Source organism: Streptodolium elevatio, assembly GCF_040649515.1.
Taxonomy (GTDB): domain Bacteria; phylum Actinomycetota; class Actinomycetes; order Streptomycetales; family Streptomycetaceae; genus Yinghuangia; species Yinghuangia elevatio.
In genome coordinates this window covers 1-16,821 of the sequence record NZ_JBEZFP010000183.1, presented here as the reverse complement: position 1 = coordinate 16,821, position 16,821 = coordinate 1, and the positions used below count along the sequence as shown (strand labels likewise).

Genomic DNA, 16,821 nt, shown 5'->3' with positions numbered 1-16,821 from the left:
CACACCCCCGGGCCCCCCCCCCGGGGGGCCCCCACCACCGGCAGCGGACCAGGCGCGCCTACGCTGGGGCGCCGCCGGTGCGTCACCGCGGCGGGTGTGTCTCGTACATCCGCACGGCGACGACGAGGCCGGCGAGGGCGGTGAGGACGGCGACCGTCCACACCGCGGCCTCGACGGACCAGATGTCGGCGACCGCGCCCGCGAGCAGGGCGCCGACGGCGAACCCGCCGTCGCGCCACAGCCGGTAGACCCCGACCGCGCGGGCCCGCCACGCCGGGTGGGCGACGTCGCCGATCACGGCGAGCAGAGTCGGGTAGACCAGTGCGGTCCCGGCGCCGAGGAGGACCTGGGCGATCACCCATACCCAGAAGGTGGTGCCCGCGGCGACCAGGGCGATGGCGGCGGCCTGGAGGAGCATGCCGGCGGTGATCAGGTGCTTGCGGCCGATGTGGTCGGACCACCAGCCGGTGAGCATCTGGCCGGCGCCCCACACCGCGGGGTACACGGCGGCGAGGACGCCGATCTGGGCTACCGACAGGCCGTGGGACTTGAACAGGAGCGGGAACACGCCCCACGCGAGGGCGTCGTTGGCGTTGTTGACCATCCCGGCCCAACTCGCGGACGACAGCGCCTTGTCGGTGAGGCTGGTGCGCTTGGCGATCTGCCCGGTGGTCAGGTCGGCGTGGTGGTCCGGGTCGGCCGAGGGCGGGTGCGCGGCGGCTTCGGCGCGGGCGTGTTCCCGGGTTTCGCGGACGGCGAGCGTCGACAGGCCCAGGCCGAGGGCGGCGTATGCGGCGCCCAGCAGGAACGGCTCGGGGCGCAGTCCGGCGTGGGAGGCGATCGCGCCGGTGGCCATGGCGGTCGCGGCGACCGCGACGTACCCGGCCGCCTCGTTGAAGCCCATCGCCAGGCCGCGGCGCTCCGGCCCGACCAGGTCGATCTTCATGATGACCGTCGTCGACCAGGTCAGGCCCTGGTTCACCCCCAGCAGGACGTTGGCGAACACGATCCAGCCCCATGACGGCCCCCACGCCAGCAGCGCGGGGACCGGGAGGGCGATCAGCCACCCGGCGACCAGGACCGGCTTGCGGCCGTAGCGGTCCGACCAGGTCCCGGCGAAGAAGTTCGTCACGGCCTTGGTCGCGCCGAACGCCAGGATGTAGGTCAGGGACGCGCTGTACGCGTTCAGATGGAAGGTCTCGTCGGCGAGCAGCGGCAGCACCGTGCGCTCCTGGCCGAGCATGCCGCCGACCAGCGCGTTGACCACCACGAGCAGGCTGAACTGCGCCAAGTTCGCGCGCAGCCCCAACCGGATCGCAGGCGTGGCAGGCCCGCGGGTGACGGGCGCGGTCACGCGTCTTCCTCCAGGGATCGCCCGGTCACGCGCGCCCAGTCGTCCGGCCCGCCCTCCAGCACCGCGAGGCCGGTGCGTCCGGCGCGGGCGAGCACGCTGGCCGCGGTCATCGCGCGTTCGCCGTGCCCGCACATCACGATCGCGCCGTCGGGGGCGGCGTCGGCGGCGGGCGGCAGCGCGCCGAGTTCGACGTGGACGGCGCCGGGGATGTGGCCGGCGGCGAACTCGGCGTCCTGGCGGATGTCGAGGACCGGCCGGTCGTCGATCGCCCCGGCGCCGAGGAACCCGACCGTGGCGACGCTGCCGCCCGCAGCGCGCCATGCGTCCATGCCGCCCGCCAGGTGGCCCGCGATCCGCTCGTAGCCGATCTTCGCGGCCTGCCACACCGCGTCCGCGAGGTCCTGGCCGTCGTCGGCCACCAGCACCAGCGGCACGTCATCCGGAATGAGCCAGCCCAGCCAGGTGGCGAACGCCGGCCGCAGCGCGTTCGAGACCGCGCCGGGGATGTGCCCGGCCGCGAACGCCGCCGCCGGCCGCACGTCGACGACGATCCCGCCGTCGGCCAGGACCCGCCGCACCTGGTCGACGGACAGGCCGGGAAGGTGCGGTGCGCCGGTCAGCACGGCGGGCCCGCGCCGGTTGGCCTCCCCGAGGCGGTCGAAGTAGGCCGGGTACGAGCCGAGCGAGGCCACCAGCTGCGCGACGAAGGCGCCTTCGTCCTGCGCTGCGAGCAGGGCGTTGGCACGCTTCTGGTCGCCGATGGTGCTGGTGCGCTCCGCACCCGGCGGAGCAGAGCAGAACGAGCCCGCGCCGTGGGTCGGCCACAACAAGGTGGCGTCCGGGAGTTCGGCCAGGCGCTTGACCGACGCGTACTGCGCGCGGGCCAGTTCCTCGGTGCGGTCCGCGCCCAGCAGGTCGGTGCGCGCGGCGGACCCGACGATCAGCGAGCCCCCGGAGAACACCCCGAGTTCGCGGGCGCCGTCCAAGAGCAGGAAGGACAGGTGCTCGTCGGTGTGCCCCGGGGTGGCCAGCGCGCGAAGCGTCAGCCCGCCGAGGTCGACCTCGTCGCCGTCGGCCAAGCCGGTGTGGTCGAACGCGCGATGCCCGGCGGCCGAAGCCAGCACGGTCGCGCCGTCGTCGGCGGCGAGTTGCACGGCGCCGGACAGGAAGTCGGCGTGCAGGTGGGTGTCCGCCGCGTACGCGACCGTCAGGCCGCGGCGGGCGGCAGCGCTTCGCAGGGTGCGCAGGTCGCGCGACGCGTCGACGGCGAGCGCGCGGCCGTCGCCCAGGTCGACCAGGTAGGCGCTGTTGCCCAGCCCCTCGTCGACCAGGGGTATCAGGTGATCGTCGGCGAAGCCCACAGCGTCCTCCAGACATCTTCAGGATGGGTTGGCGGTTACCCCGCCACCACAACTACAATATTCCATGGATTTATGGAGGATGCTTCATGGGAGACCCGCAGCGCAAGGCTGAACGCAAGGCAGCGCTCTACGACGCGCTCGCCGCCACCGGGAAGGCGCTGTCCAACGGCAAGCGTCTGGAACTGCTCGACCTGCTCGCCCAGGGCGAGCGCAGCGTCGACGCCCTCGCCCAGGCCGCCGGCCTCGGGCTGACGACCGCGTCCGCGCACCTGCAGACCCTCAAGCAGGCCGGACTTGTCGCCACCCGCCGCGAGGGGACGCGTATCCACTACCGCCTGGCCGGGCCGGACGTCGCCGCGCTGTACGCGCTGCTGCGCACCGTCGCCCAGGCCCACCGTCCCGAGGTCGAGGCCGCCCGCGACGCCTACCTGGGTGCAGACACCGCCGAGGAACTCGCCCGCGAGGATCTGCTGGCCCGCGCCCGCACCGGCGAGGTGGTCGTCCTCGACGTCCGCCCGGTCGAGGAGTACGCCGCCGGGCACATCCCCGGCGCCATCTCCATCCCTGTCGACGAGTTGGCCGAGCGGATCGCCGAACTCCCCGACACCGCCGAGGTCGTGGCGTACTGCCGCGGCGCGTACTGCGTCATGGCCCATGACGCCGTCCGCACCCTGCACGCCCACGGCCGCCGCGCCATCCGCCTCACCGACGGCATGCTCGAATGGCGCCTCGCCGACCTCCCCGTCGACACCGGCACCGCCGCATGACCGGCACCCCCACCGACCAGCCGGTCGCCGTCGACGGCACGGGCATGCTTTGTGTTGTCCTGCTCCTGCACTTGCGCCGACGCATTGAACACCTGCCGCCCGGCACCCTGGTCCACGTCACCGCCACCGACCCGGCAGCGCCCCTCGACCTGCCCGCCTGGTGCCACATGACCGGCCACACCTACCTCGGCGAACTCCCCACCGGCGGCGGGAACCCGCCGGCATATGCCCTGCGCCTCGCCGCCCGCCCCACGCCTACCCGCCCCGACGCCCCCTGGCACCGCGCCCCCGACGACGCGCAATGACGCGGGCTGCAGGGTCGGTCGGGCCGGTGCGGCGATCCGCGGCGACGCCCAAGAGCCGAGCCTGAATCCGCTGCGGCGGGGCCTAGCTGTGGCGGGTCGGCCCCAGGGGGATCGTGGCTTGTCGGAGTTTGCGCATCTGCCGGAGCTTCTGGCGTGCGCCGGCGAGGCTGACTTGGAGTCCTTCGACTTCGCCGAGCCATCCGCGGTCGTGGGCTTCACGGAGGCGTTCGTGCAGGTTCGTGATGATCTCCGCCAGGCGCAGCGCCTGAGCAGGATCCGGTTGGAGGGCGGGGCATCGCAAGCATGCGTGCTCATGCCGACACGGCGTCCCGTAAGGGCGCACACAGGTGCCCAGCTCGACTTTGCGACGGGTGAAGTGCCGGTCGAACTCGGCCCATTCCACGGCGGTCGGCTCGCGGTACTCGTCGCCGGGCCTCTCCGCGCGGCGCCGCGCGATGAACGCGGCATGATGACGTACGACGTCGTCCTGGTAGACGGCCACGTACGTCTGTGTGGTGTTCAGGTCTTCGTGTCCGAGCAGCTTGGCGGCGATGTGGACCGGGATCCCGCCGGAGACGGCTTCGGTGGCGAAGATCCGGCGGAAGTCGTGCGGGGTGTAGTGGAGCAGTTGCCCGTCGGGGCCGTGCAGCCCGAGCCGTTCGACCGCCTGGCGGATCAGGATGCCCGGGGTGCTCGATCCCATTGCTCGGCGGTCGTTGCCGTGATGGCGCTGGAACAGGTGCGGCAGCGGTGGGCCGGTGACGCGCTCGTGGATGTCGTAGCGGCTGACCAGCGGGATGTGGTCGGCGCCGCCGCGGACCCGGTGGACGATGCGGGCCAGGACATGCGCGAGCTCGGGCGAGACGAGCAGCACGCGCTCGGTGTCCTGCTTCGATGGGGCGATCTGCAGCAGGGGCACGACCTCGCCGGTGTCGGGCAGGGTGTGGCGGACCAGCGCCAGGTGCGTCAGCTCCAGCAGTTCCTCGACGCGGACGCCGGTGTGGCGCAGGGTCTCCACGATCGCCCACGTCCAAAACGCCTCGTCCTCCTCCCGGGTCACGTCCAACAGCGCGTCGTCCGCCAGCCTCCGCACCCGTAGCCGTCCCGCGCCCGCCCGTCCTCCCTTCAGCGCGTCGACGCCGGCCGCGACTCGTTCGTAGCGCTCGCCGTCGACCGAGAACACCGAGCCGACCGCCGCGTCCGCCACCGCGGCATGGAGGCGTTCCGCCCAGCGCAGCCGTGCTTCGACGCTGTGCACCAGTTGCGGGAGCAGCGGCGCGAGCACCCGGGTGCGCTGGTGCATCCGCGCCTGGCGCTGCCGGAAGTTGCGGGTGCTGCCCCGTACATCGACGCGGCGAACCGGCGACGGGGCAGCCCAGCGCGCCCAGTACGGGTCCTCGACCGCCCACTGGGCGATGTCGAGGTAGAACGCCCGCACCACGAACAGCACCGCATACGGGTTCGACCGCGGCGTCATGGTCCCGTCGGCGTTCTTACGCATCCGCGCCCGCTCCCGCCACGCTGCGGCCGCCTCGGGGCTCAGGTGCAGGGAGTCGATCCCGGGATGGTGCTTCTCCAGGTCGCGCCAGAACGTCAGGACCAGATGCCCGACCAGTTCCACGACGGAGTTGTAGTCGATGGCGGGTGCACGTTCGCTCAGGTAGCGCACCAACACCTCGCGCACCGGCGCGCACTGCACCTGGTACATGTCGACGAGCTCAGCGACGGTGCGCTGCCCGCGGTGCAGATGGGACCGCAGCGGCGGCGTCCCCGGCGGGAACACGCCCGTCTCGCGCAACATGTCGAACGCGAGTACCAGACTGCGGGCATTGACGAGCTGCGACACCACCCGGTGGTACTCCACCAGGTGGGCCGGCGTCATGTCCTGCGGCGGCAGGCCAGTGTTCATCGTCACCCGCGCCAGATGGTTCAGGGAGTCCGCCAAGTGCCGCTCACGCGCTCCCGTCCGCCGGCCGTACGCCTCCGCCCGCGCGTACAGCTCGGGATCGGTCATCTCACGCACATGCACATAGGCCTGCTTGAGCCGCCCCCGGATGAGGAACGCGATGCCGGGCCGCAGAACGCCCAGGCTCAGCAGCGCGTCCAGACCGAACCCGCACACCCTCCGCGCCCCGGACAGGCTCAGCGGCTGCGACGCGGACTGGACAACGAACTGCACTGCCGCATCGGTCCAATGCCCCTGCGCGTCCTCGACACCGCTGGCCTCCCACCGCTCACCCCACGTGTCACCGGGGAACGTCTCCAACCAGGCCAGCAGCCGGTCCGCACCCAGCGCCCGGCTGGTCACCCGCACCCGCGACTGCGACCCCACCGGCAACGCGCCGACCCGGGCCACGACCTCCCCGCGCTCCCAGACGTTCTGTGGCCACGCCGCCCCCGGTGGGGTCTCGGAACCGGTCGAGCAGGCTTCCGCCGTGCCCGTCCGCGTCCTCACCACGACGGCCCCAGCCTGCGCCCGAACAACTCCCGCAAGTCCTCGTCTTCGTAGCCGACTGCTGCTCTCGGGACCGCCGGACGGGGTTCGGCGGCCTGCGCCGCATGTGCCCGGGCCTGCTGGAGCACCTGCTCCATCCGCGGATTCAGGTACCGCTGCGTGGTCGTCAGCCACGCGTGCCCGAGAAGCGTCTGCAGCGTCGTCAGCGGGACGTTCGGGTCCGCGGCCATCCGCACCGCGAACGTGTGCCTCAGATCGTGCACTGTCCAGTTCGTACCGAGCCGCGCGTTCGCCCGCCGCAGCACCGCGCGCAACGCGTCGTACCCCAACGGCCGATAGGGCTTGCGCAGCGTCCACCACACGGGCTGATCCGGACCGGCCAGCTCCTCGGGAAGCCCGGTCCGGTACAGCAGCAGCCACACGAACGCATCCGGCGACGCAGGCAGCCACTGCAACTCCCGCGTGCCCTTGCGCACCACCCCGACCAATTGCTCGCCCACATCCACCCGCGCACCGTGCAACCCCAAGAGCTCGGCCGGCCGCGCTCCGCACGACACATAGAACGCCAGCAGAGCCCGGTCCCGATCCGAGGACATCGCAGCGAACAGCTCGTCAAACAGCTCGTCCGGCATCGCCCTCGGCGCTGTCGCAGGGACCTTCTGCCGAAAGGCCGCCCGTCGACCGGGCCGGAACGGCTCCAGCGGATTGTGATGCTCGAAGGCGCGGCCACCGCGTTCACTCGCCCGCGCCGGCACCGGATTGACCAGCGGCCCAGTGCCCCGCGCGATGTGGTGGTCATAGAACTCCGAGACCACCGCCAGATTGTGGTTGATCGTCGACGGCGCGAACACCCCGCCCAAATACGGCTTCCCCGTCCGCGCATTCAGCCCACCCGCACCGCCTCCTCGGACCGGACGGGAAGGGACCGCCGAGCGCATCCACAACACGAAGTCCCGGACATCACCACGCCCCGGCCGATCCCACGCGACCTCCAGCACCCACAAGAACCGCAACCACCGCAACAGCGCCATCGCGTACGACCGCACACTGCTCGCTGCGCAGTCCCGCGCCACGAGCTGCCGAAGGAACTCCTCAACTCCGCCATGCGCCGCACCGGCACCATCCAGGAGCGCCCAGGGGAGAGGCCCCTCGCAGGCAACCACCCGACCCACCCGCGGCACCTCAAGATGCGCCGGATCCACTCGGCGCCGTTCCACGTTCATCCCGTCGAATGTGGCGGTCTTCACCCGTTCAGATCAAGCGGACGGCGTCCCGTTAGTCCGGTCAACACGCAATAGGACAGGCTGACGAATTTCGGCCAAGCGCAACCGAGTTGGATCAAGTCCTGACACGCCCGATGACTACGCGGGAGTCACCTCGCACAGCAGTGCGCCCGGGCGGCCCTGCAACGTGCGTGTCTAGCGGGTAGTGCGGGCACTGCCTGTGACTTGCATCGGTTGATGGGTCTGACAAGATTTTCGGGATTCGGTGACGCGCTGTGATGTCGTTATGCGAGCAGGACGCGCTTGCGTTGGCAACGGTAAGCAGGCTCCGACGAACATCTGCCGCGCGGGCTGGCAGCGTGGACTTCGGCACCGCCGACGAGCTCCGCGACCAGCGGGCCGTCACCCTCACCGAGGCATACAACCAAGATCCCGAACGCCGCCGAGACCACCCGAGATGCCGCACACAGCCAGTCGATCAACGACGCTGCCAAGCGTAGGGAAACCGGCACCACAGATCTCATAGCGTCAGGACCGTCTCACTGGACTTGAAAATCTACCGGCCGCACCGGCAGGGAGCGGTGGGAGGCGGGCGGGACAGGTATCAGGTGAGCCAGGCGGTCATTGTGGCGGCGAGGACCGCCTGGAGGGTGAGGGCGGCGGCGAACGCGGTGCTGGCGCGGGTGAGCGCGGAAGGCATGGAGGCGCCGTCACGGCGAGCGAGGTAGCCGGCGGCGGTGCCCACGGCAACGGCGAAGAGCATGGCTACGGCGAGGCCAAGGGCGGCGAACACGAGACGGGTCGAACGGTCCACGACAGCTCCCGGGTGGTAGGCGGTGGGTGGGGTCGGAACCGATGTTCGGTGTTTGCGTGTTCGCGGGTGTTCGTCGCGAACACAATGAACGAGGCCGTCTCGTCGGGAGGAGGCACTGTGGGGGCGACCGAGCCGAGGGGCGAACTCGCGCGTCTGCTGCGCGGCGCGTTGAACCGCGCCGGACTGCAGGTGTCCCAACTGGAGACGCGCAGCGGCCTGAAGCACACCACGGTCAGCCAGGCCCTCAACGGCGCGGCAGTCCCGACCGAGGCGACGTTGCGCGCGTTCGCGGCGGTGCGGGAACTGCGTCTGGACCTGACGCGGCTGCTGGCGTTGCGGACGCGCGCGCTGAGCGGCGACGGGGGGTGCCCGTACCCGGGCCTGGAAGCGTTCACTGCGGATCAGGCTGGACTGTTCTTCGGCCGGACCAGCACAGTCGCGCTGCTGGTCGAGCGGCTGGATGAGCGGTCCCGGCGTGGCGGGATCCAGGTGGTAGTCGGCGCTTCGGGGGCGGGCAAGACTTCGGTGTTGCGCGCCGGGTTGATCCCCGCGCTAATCGGCGGCGCTTTGGACTCACGCTGGTCGACGACTGAACCGGTGCTGTTCACGCCCGGCGCCGCACCGGTCACGGCACTCCAATCCGCGCTGAGGTCTGTGCTGCGCGTCGCACCGGACGGCCTTGGGGACGACGCCCGGCGTGGCGCAGACGGTGGCGCCAGTCCTTTGGAACTGGCCGACACCCGCCCGCCGGATCAGCCTGAGACTGGCAATCCGGATATCCGTGCCACGGACCGCGCGGCCGCACCGACGAGGGGTACCCGTCCGCCCGCCTGTGTCGGCACCGGCGCCACGTCCCATAGCGCGCCCATCGGGCACGCCAGCACTGGGCTGGTCGTGATCATCGACCAGTTCGAGGAGGTGTTCACCGAATGCGCCGAGCCGACACGGCAGCGCGAGTTCGTCGCGGAGCTCGCGGCCTTGGCCGCGCCCGGGTCCGGCGGCGCGCCACCTCGCGCGCTGGTCGTGATCGGCGTACGCGCGGACTTCTACGCCTCCTGCCTGCATCACCCGGAACTGGTCGCAGGGTTCGACGATGGGCCCGTGGTAGTCGGCCCCATGACCCGTGCCCAACTGGTCGAGGCGATCACCGACCCCGCTCGGTCGGCCAAGCTCAAACTGCGACCGGAACTCGTTGAGCGGTTGCTCGCCGACCTCGCCGCCGCGCCGGGCCATGACAAGACCGGCCAGGACTCGCCCGCTGGCCCCGAACCTGCCACCGGCCAAACCGATTTGGGCACGTTCGGGCCGTCGGACGCGTACGACGCGGGCCGTCTCCCACTGCTGGCCCACGCGCTGCGCGCGGCGTGGACCCAACGCCGTCGCACCAGTTCGGACGCGCCGGCGGGCGGCACCATGACGGTGGAGGGATACGAGGCGACCGGCGGGATCGCTGGCGCGGTTCAGCGTTCCGCCGACCGTATCTGGAACGGCCTCGACGCAGCCAGCCGCCGGGAGACACGGGCGTTGTTCCTACGCCTAGTCCGGCTGGGCCCCACCGCGGCAGAGGACACCCGCCACCGCGCCCGCTACGAGTCCCTGACCACCGCCAGCCACGCCCCCGACGTCCTGGCGACTGTGCTCGAGGCGTTCACCGATCAACGGCTGCTCACCCGGCACCGTGACACCGTGCAGATCACCCACGAGGCGCTGCTGTACGCCTGGCAGCGTTTGGCGGGCTGGCTCCGTGAGGACCGCGACGGGCAACTGCAACGCCGACTCGTCGAGGACGCCGCCGCCGACTGGGATCAACCGGCCGACGGTGCGCCAGTCCGTGAGGCGGCGAAGCTGTACTCCGGCAGCCGTCTGGAATCCGCCACCGCCCTCGCGGGCCGCCTGGCCGCCGGCGAACTGAGCCCGGTCGCCGCCGCGTTCCTCGACGCCTCCAGCCACGCCGCGGCCCAGGTCCTACGCAACCGCATCCGGAACCGCCGACTATGGCGCGCCGCAGCTGCCGTCGTCACCGTCATTGCCGTTCTGGCGACGTTCTTCGCGGTCCAGGCCAAGTTCCGCGGCGACCGGCTCGCGACGGAACGCGAACGCACCCGGTCCACGGTCTACGCTGGCCAGGCCGCGAGCTTCGCCGCCTCCGACCCGTCCACGGCCGCGCTGTACCGCCTCGCCGCCTACCGCGCCCACCCCGACCCGCAGACCCTGACGGCACTGCTTGCTGCGGCGAACCAACCCCTGTGGACCAGCCTCGACTCCGCCGCCCCGGTCCGCGGACCGGCGGTGTTCTCACCCGACGGCCGCACCCTGGTCACCGGCGTCGGATCCCCGGACACCTTCGGCGCGGGTCCGATCCAGCTCTGGGAGGTCCCCGCCGCCGGTCCGCCCCGTCGGATCGGTCCTGCGTTCGGCATGAACTTCGGGGAAGTGGTGTTCAGTCCGGACGGCACCACGGTGGCCTCCCTCGGTGAGGGGAACCGGCCGGACCTGTGGGACATCTCCGACCGCCAGCGGCCGCGACGCCGTCCCGTCGACCTCCGTCCGCCTCCTCCTCCTGGTGCCCTCTGGTCCGACACTCCCCGCCTCGCCTTCAGCCCGGACGGCCGGACCCTGGCCGTCGCGTATGCCGCGGTGGTGGAGCTGTGGCACGTCGCCGACGCGAACCGGCCCACCTTGCGTGCTGAGGTCGCCGTGGCCTACCCGGAGAACGGAAGCTCCCACGTTCCGCTCTTCAGCCCCGACGGTGCCACGCTGGTCACAGTGGAGCCTGGCGGCCCGACGATCCTGTGGAACGTCACCGATCCGGATCGGCCGCAGCGACGCCCGACCCAATTGCCCGAGGGCACCGGCGCCGCACCCGCGTTCCGTGCGGACAGCCGCCTGCTGGCGACGACCGATCACAGCGGCCGGCTGCAGTTGTGGGACACCGCCGATGCCGACCGGCCCACGCCCTACCCGTTCCAGGCTGCCGTCGAAGGCGTCGTCACCGCCCTCGCATTCAATGCAGCGGACCGACTCGCCGTGGAGACCGCCGACGGCACCGACCTGTGGGACACGTCCCAGAACACCGGCCTCGCGTCCTTGAACTTGCACCTCGCCGCAGGCACCGGCGTGGCCTTCAGCCCGGATGGCCGAACCGTGGCGTCCGCGCTGCGGGACAGCGGAGTGGGGCTTTGGCACTTGCCCGCGGTTCTTCCGTCCTACAGCGACATCGGCGGGATCGCCGCCTCCACCGCCGACGGACGCACCCTCGCCGTGGCCAGGCGCAACCCGGGCACCGTCAGGCTGTGGGACCTCGCCGACCCGGAACAGCCGCAGCTGTACGGCCCGCCCTTGAACGCCTTCCCGTTCGTGACAACGCTGGCCTTGAGCTCAGACGGCCGCACCCTCGCGGCAGGCGGGATCGGGCTGCGCCTGTGGGACGTCTCGGACCCCCGGCACCCAGTGCCACGCCCCTCGCCGGACGTGCTCACCAACGCAATCGCGTTCAGCCCGGACGGCGGCATGCTCGCGACCGGCGACGAGAAGATCGGCTTCAAGATCTGGGATCTGACCAGCGCGAACCCCCAGCTCCTTTTGCACACGCCGGACGCGCACACCGGGAACCCGGACGCCCTCGCGTTCTCCGCCGACGGCCGCATGCTGGCCGTCGGCGGAGACGACGGGATGACGGTGTGGGACGTCAGCAATTCACGCCAGCCCGGTACCTGCTGTTTCGTCGCCGACACCAGCCCCGTCACCCACCTCGCCTTCAGTCCCGACGCGCGATTCCTCGCATCGAGCGCCCGAAACACACAGGTCGAGCTGTGGCAACTCGACGGTGCAGCGCCCCAACAACGTGAACTCCCTGGCAGCGCTGGCCCCGTCGCGTTCAGCACCAACGGTGCGATGCTGCTCACCGGCAGCCTCATCACCGTCACCGCAGCCGATATTCTGCGCCCCCCGGAACGACGCACCTACCTTTGGGCCGTCTCCGACTTCACGGACGAGCCCCCTGCACATCCGGTGACCGAAATCCGGACCCGGTACGCCGCCATGAGCTTCGGGCCGGACCACCAATCCGTCGTCGGCGCAAACGGGGACGGCAATGTGCGGTGGTGGATCGCCACCGCCGACCTCGCGGCCGCCCGGATCTGCCGTTACGGACTCCCCCCGCCGCGTGCTACGGACGTCCCGCTCCCCAAAGGCCTGTGCAGACCGCCAGCCGCGTGACCGTCTATTCTGATCAGTCGGCCACTGCGGCGCAGCAGAGTTCGCCGCCGATGAGGCCAACGCCAGCAGCGCTGTTCAGCGGGGCTCGCTTCTAACTCCCGTGCATTCGGCTGCTGTTCCCGTGATCGTGACTCTCCGTCGCGGATTCACGAAAATCTTGTCAGATCCCGGTTGATGGCTACTGGTGAGCTCGCGTATCCAACTGTCGCCAGTTGGCTCGCCCGGGGCCTCGGAATCGCTACTGAGCGTGGTTGGCCAGCCGGAGACTCTGGGCGTTGTGGGCACGAAATGTTCACGAACATGCACGACGTGCAGCGCGCCGCCCGCATCATCGAGCAGATACCCAGAGGTCAGGACAGGCAATTGGGCAGCGCAGCCCCACGACCGTCAATACGCTGCTGCGAAGCGCAGCGGAACGCACGGTTCGATGCCGAGTGGGCGGAGGCGCCATGGCGATGGCCGAGGTTGTGGTGGGTGCACTCGCTGGCACGTTCGGCGGCGCGGCCGCCGGATGGTCCACGGCGTACTTCACATTCCGGATGAGCCTCCGCCACCTGGCGCTCACCTCCACCACGCAGCGCGACCACGCCGAATGGGAGATCCAGCGGTCTGCAACGTTCGAGGCGGCCAGCACGGTGTGGGACGAAGCTCACCGCGTGGCCGCGCTCGTCACTGCGTTGCGGGAAACCGGCGCCTCCGATCTGGACCCGGGCTGTCGGCATGCTCTGATGCAGCTGACGTTCGTGATCCAGCAGCGGGGCATGGTCATGGGAGATCACCTCCAGGCAGTCTTTCGCTGCAACTTCGCGCTCAAAAAGCTCATGAGGTATCACGGCTCCGAGAACGGCCCGGCGTTGGCTGAGACTGTGCTGCACCACCTGCAATGGGTTGCCGTCTCTTGCATGCGGGGCACCCCCGTTCCCACCCCGCCGCCCGAGTTCGAGCAGGCACGCAGGACACTGCAAGCGCGCTGAACCCCCGATTCGAGGGCGAAGACTGCGCTCGATGCCGCGAAGGCGAGGAACGCCTTCACCGTCAAGCAGACTGTTGATGAGTCACCCAGCACCACCGTGGGCCCCTGATGGGGCCCACGGGCCTTTCGGGCGAGCTTGATCGCAGGGCCTGGGGTATCCACAGTTCAAGTGTCGTGGGTTCCTTCCACGAGCTGCGATTGAGGCCTGGGCGAGGTGCGCGAAGCGCCCCCCGTCATCTGCAGCAACAGTTCGGCGGCGCGGATGTTCCAAGTAGCCGCACTGTTCGGCGCATCACAACGATCGTGCCCCTTAGTGGGCACCGCCGTGTCCAGCGCGGCGGCACGCTTAAGCCGCAGGCGTCCGCGAGAAAACGAGACGGAGGCGGCGGTGCCCACATCGCGGCCCTTCGGCTTCGGCAACGGAGACCTCCTCCCTTGTACTCGGACGGCGAGGTCGGATGACCTCTAGATCGCCGCCGAACCCGTCGCCCGGGTGGGGGAGTTGTGTTTCGAGGGACAGCGTAGTGCGGTCACGGGAATGGATTTCGCCGTACCGGCGAGCGCCATGCGATCGACGCGGCACTAGGCTCCACGTTCCTCAACGAAAAGTGACTGAGAACCACTGAACAGCACTCAACGGCACTGAACAGCAGCTGGCGAGGCATAGGTCGCATAGCCGTGTGATCTCCGTCACCCACGCTGATCCGGCGTGGCACCGAAGGCGAGCGCGCCTCGCAACACGCCGGCTCCGACTGGCGGGTGGGCCTTCACATGTCGCGGTTGGCGGGTGCAATCCGCAGGGCGAGGACCGGAGAGCGGCGCACCCACCCCCCGACCTCGGTGACGGTGTGCCGGAACTGGACGTGGCGGCCCGCAGCCCAGGCCGCCAGCCGGTAGCCCGTAGACGCGCCGTTCCCGGGCCGTCTACGGGACCGAGCAGGGCTGAGCGGGGCCCGGACGCCGTGACCGTGCTCGGTGCTGTGAGCAAGGGCGTCCGCTTAACCAATGGTCGGAGAGTTGGTCCAACTCGCGGTCGTTCAGATATCCGGGGACGGCGTCGACCAACAGGTCGAGCGACATGGCCTCGGAGTGCCCAAGGCGGCGGTAGTCCATCGCTGCGTGCAGCAGTGCCTTTGCGCCGATGCCTGCGTGTTCGTACCGGTGGAGCAGCCAGTGGGCACCAGCGAGGAATTGGGCGATCTCGCCGGAGCTGCCCGCGTGTTCGGCTGCGAGCCGCAGGCGGGAGTCCTCGTGAGTGCGCAGGGTTGCTAGTTCCTCGGAGGTGAACCGGTCCGGGATTCTCCGGTGGCGACCGGCCCCGGTCAGAAAGTTGAAGCGGATGTCGAGTTGCCGCAACGCCCAGGTGGCGGGCGCCGCTCCGGCCTACGCTCGATATCGGGCAGCGGCGCAACATGCGGCGGCGCGGGGGAGGTTGCGACGGTGGAACCGGGGGATGTCGTCACACCCGAGGACGGTGCCTGCGCGACACCAAGTAGCCAAATGGGGCTTTCGTCCACGACCGAGTCCAGGGCAACGACACCGGCGACCAACACGACGAGGAGCATGGCGAGTAACGCGTCGAGGGCGCGCACGCGGCGGGGTCGACGACGGCGAGACCGTGTTCGCCGGGATCACTCCGGGGTCGTGGGTGGCGTAACTGCGTGGCTACACGCGTCTCTCGGGGATGTGTTCCCAGTCACGTGATATTTCGCCGCAGGTGTGGACCACGACGTGTCGCGTCGCACAGAGATCCTGCGACATCTACATCATGGCAGCAATGGACCCTTCCCGAGACCGCCAGCCGGCCAACGAAACGAAGGAAAACCTCAGGAAGATGCCTCCATGATGTCCGCGCACGGGTATCTGCACCTCGCAACATGGGGGTAATCGCAAGGGAGAAGATCGGACACGCCCGCACCGCCTTCTGATCAAGGGGTTTCAACCCCTCCTCCCGCCGCTACCGTAGATGCAGGGCGGCTTCACCTACGCGGTCACCGGGCGTCTGACCTGCAGGTCAGACCGCTATTTCAGCATGGGAAAACCCAGGATCCGGAAACAAAAGATGCTCCCGGATCGCCGCTCTGAAGGGAGGCCGCACAACGGCCGGGATCATGGAGAAAGTATTGTGCGAGAACGGCGAACAAAAGAAGAGCATGACGAAGATTCCCCTTCTCATAGCTACTCTGGCGGCACTTTGGGCCGCACAGTATTTCCTGGGGCTTGATGCCTCAGGCCTGGCTATCGCATGGGCCATCGTGTTTACCAAGCAAGAGACCAAAGCCGAGATCTAAGAAAGGGATCCGTAGCCCCCGCGCCAACGTCGGCCGGGGGCTGCCGCCTGCCGGAAGGCCGTTCGGATGCCTGAATCGCGGCCGCGGGCGTTGCGGCCCGCCCTGGGGGCGCGCGCAACGGGCATGGCTCAGGATCGTTCCTGACGAAGTGCTTCAAGCTCAAACGGTTCTCGCGCCCGGTCAGCCTCCCCAGGCTGGCCAGGCGGCCGGTCAGCGTTTGACGCGTCCGCGGATGGCAAGGACGGCCAACGCGAGCAGGACCGGCTCGAAAAATCGGGACAGCATCTCGATGTAGGTGCCGGCGTTGGTGAGGTTTTGTCCGCTGGCGCGAGCCGGATCGCAGGCCGAACGACCACCACGATCGGAGCACCCAGAGACGATCAAAAGGCAGGGTGATCGATCGAATGCCTGATTCGCCTGACAGTCGGATGCGTCCGGTGCTGCCCGCGAAAGGTTGTGGCAGGCAGCGCGGCCCTCACGCGATAGTCGACGCATGGATCGAGCGGACGAGCACACGGAGACACGCGCGCTGAGCGCCGAGGAGTACGACGCAGTCCACGCTGCCGTTGCTGCGGTCGCGCCTACGTGGGCGGGCGGACAAGCGGTAACCCTCAACGCGCTGTTCGATCGCTGGAGGGGCATGGCAGAGGAGGTGGAGGAGGCCTACTCGTGGTGCGCGCCCGAGCTCATGAACGACATCTGGTGCCGCGGGGTCCTGGCGAAGATCTGGCCGATGCTCCCTGCGCGTGTCCGGGAGATCAGACAGCCGGAGCTGGAAAGCATCGACGAGCGATATCGCCGAGCCACGATTCCGTGGCCTGGGCGGCCAGAAGACGGATTCGGGTGGTGGACCTGGCGGGTTCCCCGGCGCCTGGGGGTCGAGGCGTCGGAGCAACGGGGCGGAGACTGGCCGCTGGGTTGGGAAATGATGCCGTTCCCCCGGCCAGAATCCGTGGAGGTCGTCTCCTAACGAGCTCGTGCATGGTTGGCGGTGACGCGTCGAAGGCTGTGGCGGGGCTCGGTGCTCACATCTGTAGTGCCGACGTGAAGTCTGCTGTTT

At 70.0% G+C, this 16,821-nt stretch carries 10 protein-coding genes; 5 read left to right on the top strand and 5 right to left on the bottom strand.

The annotated features are described in order from the left end of the window. Nucleotides 1-82 precede the first annotated feature (82 nt). Entirely contained in the window at nt 83-1,354 is a 1,272-nt protein-coding gene (locus AB0C36_RS39485) for an MFS transporter (protein WP_358363742.1), read from the bottom strand. Continuing rightward, nucleotides 1,351-2,715, bottom strand: coding sequence for an MBL fold metallo-hydrolase (locus AB0C36_RS39480; protein WP_358363740.1), 1,365 nt, complete (start codon nt 2,713-2,715; stop codon nt 1,351-1,353). The genes AB0C36_RS39485 and AB0C36_RS39480 overlap by 4 nt, the downstream gene beginning before the upstream one ends. A gap of 86 nt (nt 2,716-2,801) precedes the next feature. Between AB0C36_RS39480 and AB0C36_RS39475 the strand changes: the two genes are divergently transcribed. Further along, on the top strand, nt 2,802-3,482 hold the full coding sequence (locus tag AB0C36_RS39475; RefSeq protein ID WP_358363738.1) for a metalloregulator ArsR/SmtB family transcription factor: 681 nt from the start codon (nt 2,802-2,804) through the stop codon (nt 3,480-3,482). Further along, a complete protein-coding gene (locus AB0C36_RS39470) occupies nt 3,479-3,787 on the top strand; it encodes a sulfurtransferase TusA family protein (protein WP_358363736.1) in 309 nt (102 codons plus the stop codon). Before AB0C36_RS39475 ends, AB0C36_RS39470 begins: the two co-directional genes overlap by 4 nt. 82 nt (nt 3,788-3,869) lie before the next feature. Here AB0C36_RS39470 and AB0C36_RS39465 read toward each other — a convergent pair whose 3' ends face one another. The 3 genes from AB0C36_RS39465 to AB0C36_RS39455 form a co-directional block, all read right to left on the bottom strand. Continuing rightward, nucleotides 3,870-6,143: a tyrosine-type recombinase/integrase gene (locus AB0C36_RS39465; RefSeq protein ID WP_358363734.1), complete on the bottom strand. Its 2,274-nt coding sequence runs from the start codon at nt 6,141-6,143 to the stop codon at nt 3,870-3,872. Between the two features lie 95 nt (nt 6,144-6,238). Then, nucleotides 6,239-7,465, bottom strand: coding sequence for a tyrosine-type recombinase/integrase (locus AB0C36_RS39460; protein WP_358363732.1), 1,227 nt, complete (start codon nt 7,463-7,465; stop codon nt 6,239-6,241). Nucleotides 7,466-8,069: 604 nt separating this feature from the next. Beyond that, on the bottom strand, nt 8,070-8,279 hold the full coding sequence (locus AB0C36_RS39455; protein WP_358363730.1) for a hypothetical protein: 210 nt from the start codon (nt 8,277-8,279) through the stop codon (nt 8,070-8,072). A 117-nt stretch (nt 8,280-8,396) separates the two neighbouring features. Here AB0C36_RS39455 and AB0C36_RS39450 point away from each other — a divergent pair, with 117 nt between their 5' ends. The 3 genes from AB0C36_RS39450 to AB0C36_RS39440 all read left to right on the top strand — a co-directional run bounded on the left by AB0C36_RS39450 (nt 8,397) and on the right by AB0C36_RS39440 (nt 16,731). Beyond that, nucleotides 8,397-12,497, top strand: a complete 4,101-nt coding sequence (locus AB0C36_RS39450) for an nSTAND1 domain-containing NTPase (protein ID WP_358363728.1) — start codon at nt 8,397-8,399, stop codon at nt 12,495-12,497. 449 nt (nt 12,498-12,946) lie between these two features. Further along, the gene (locus AB0C36_RS39445; protein WP_358363726.1) at nt 12,947-13,471 is read left to right on the top strand and encodes a hypothetical protein; all 525 of its coding nucleotides are present in this window, start codon (nt 12,947-12,949) and stop codon (nt 13,469-13,471) included. A gap of 2,783 nt (nt 13,472-16,254) precedes the next feature. After that, nucleotides 16,255-16,731, top strand: coding sequence for a hypothetical protein (locus tag AB0C36_RS39440; RefSeq protein WP_358363724.1), 477 nt, complete (start codon nt 16,255-16,257; stop codon nt 16,729-16,731). Nucleotides 16,732-16,821 lie beyond the last annotated feature (90 nt).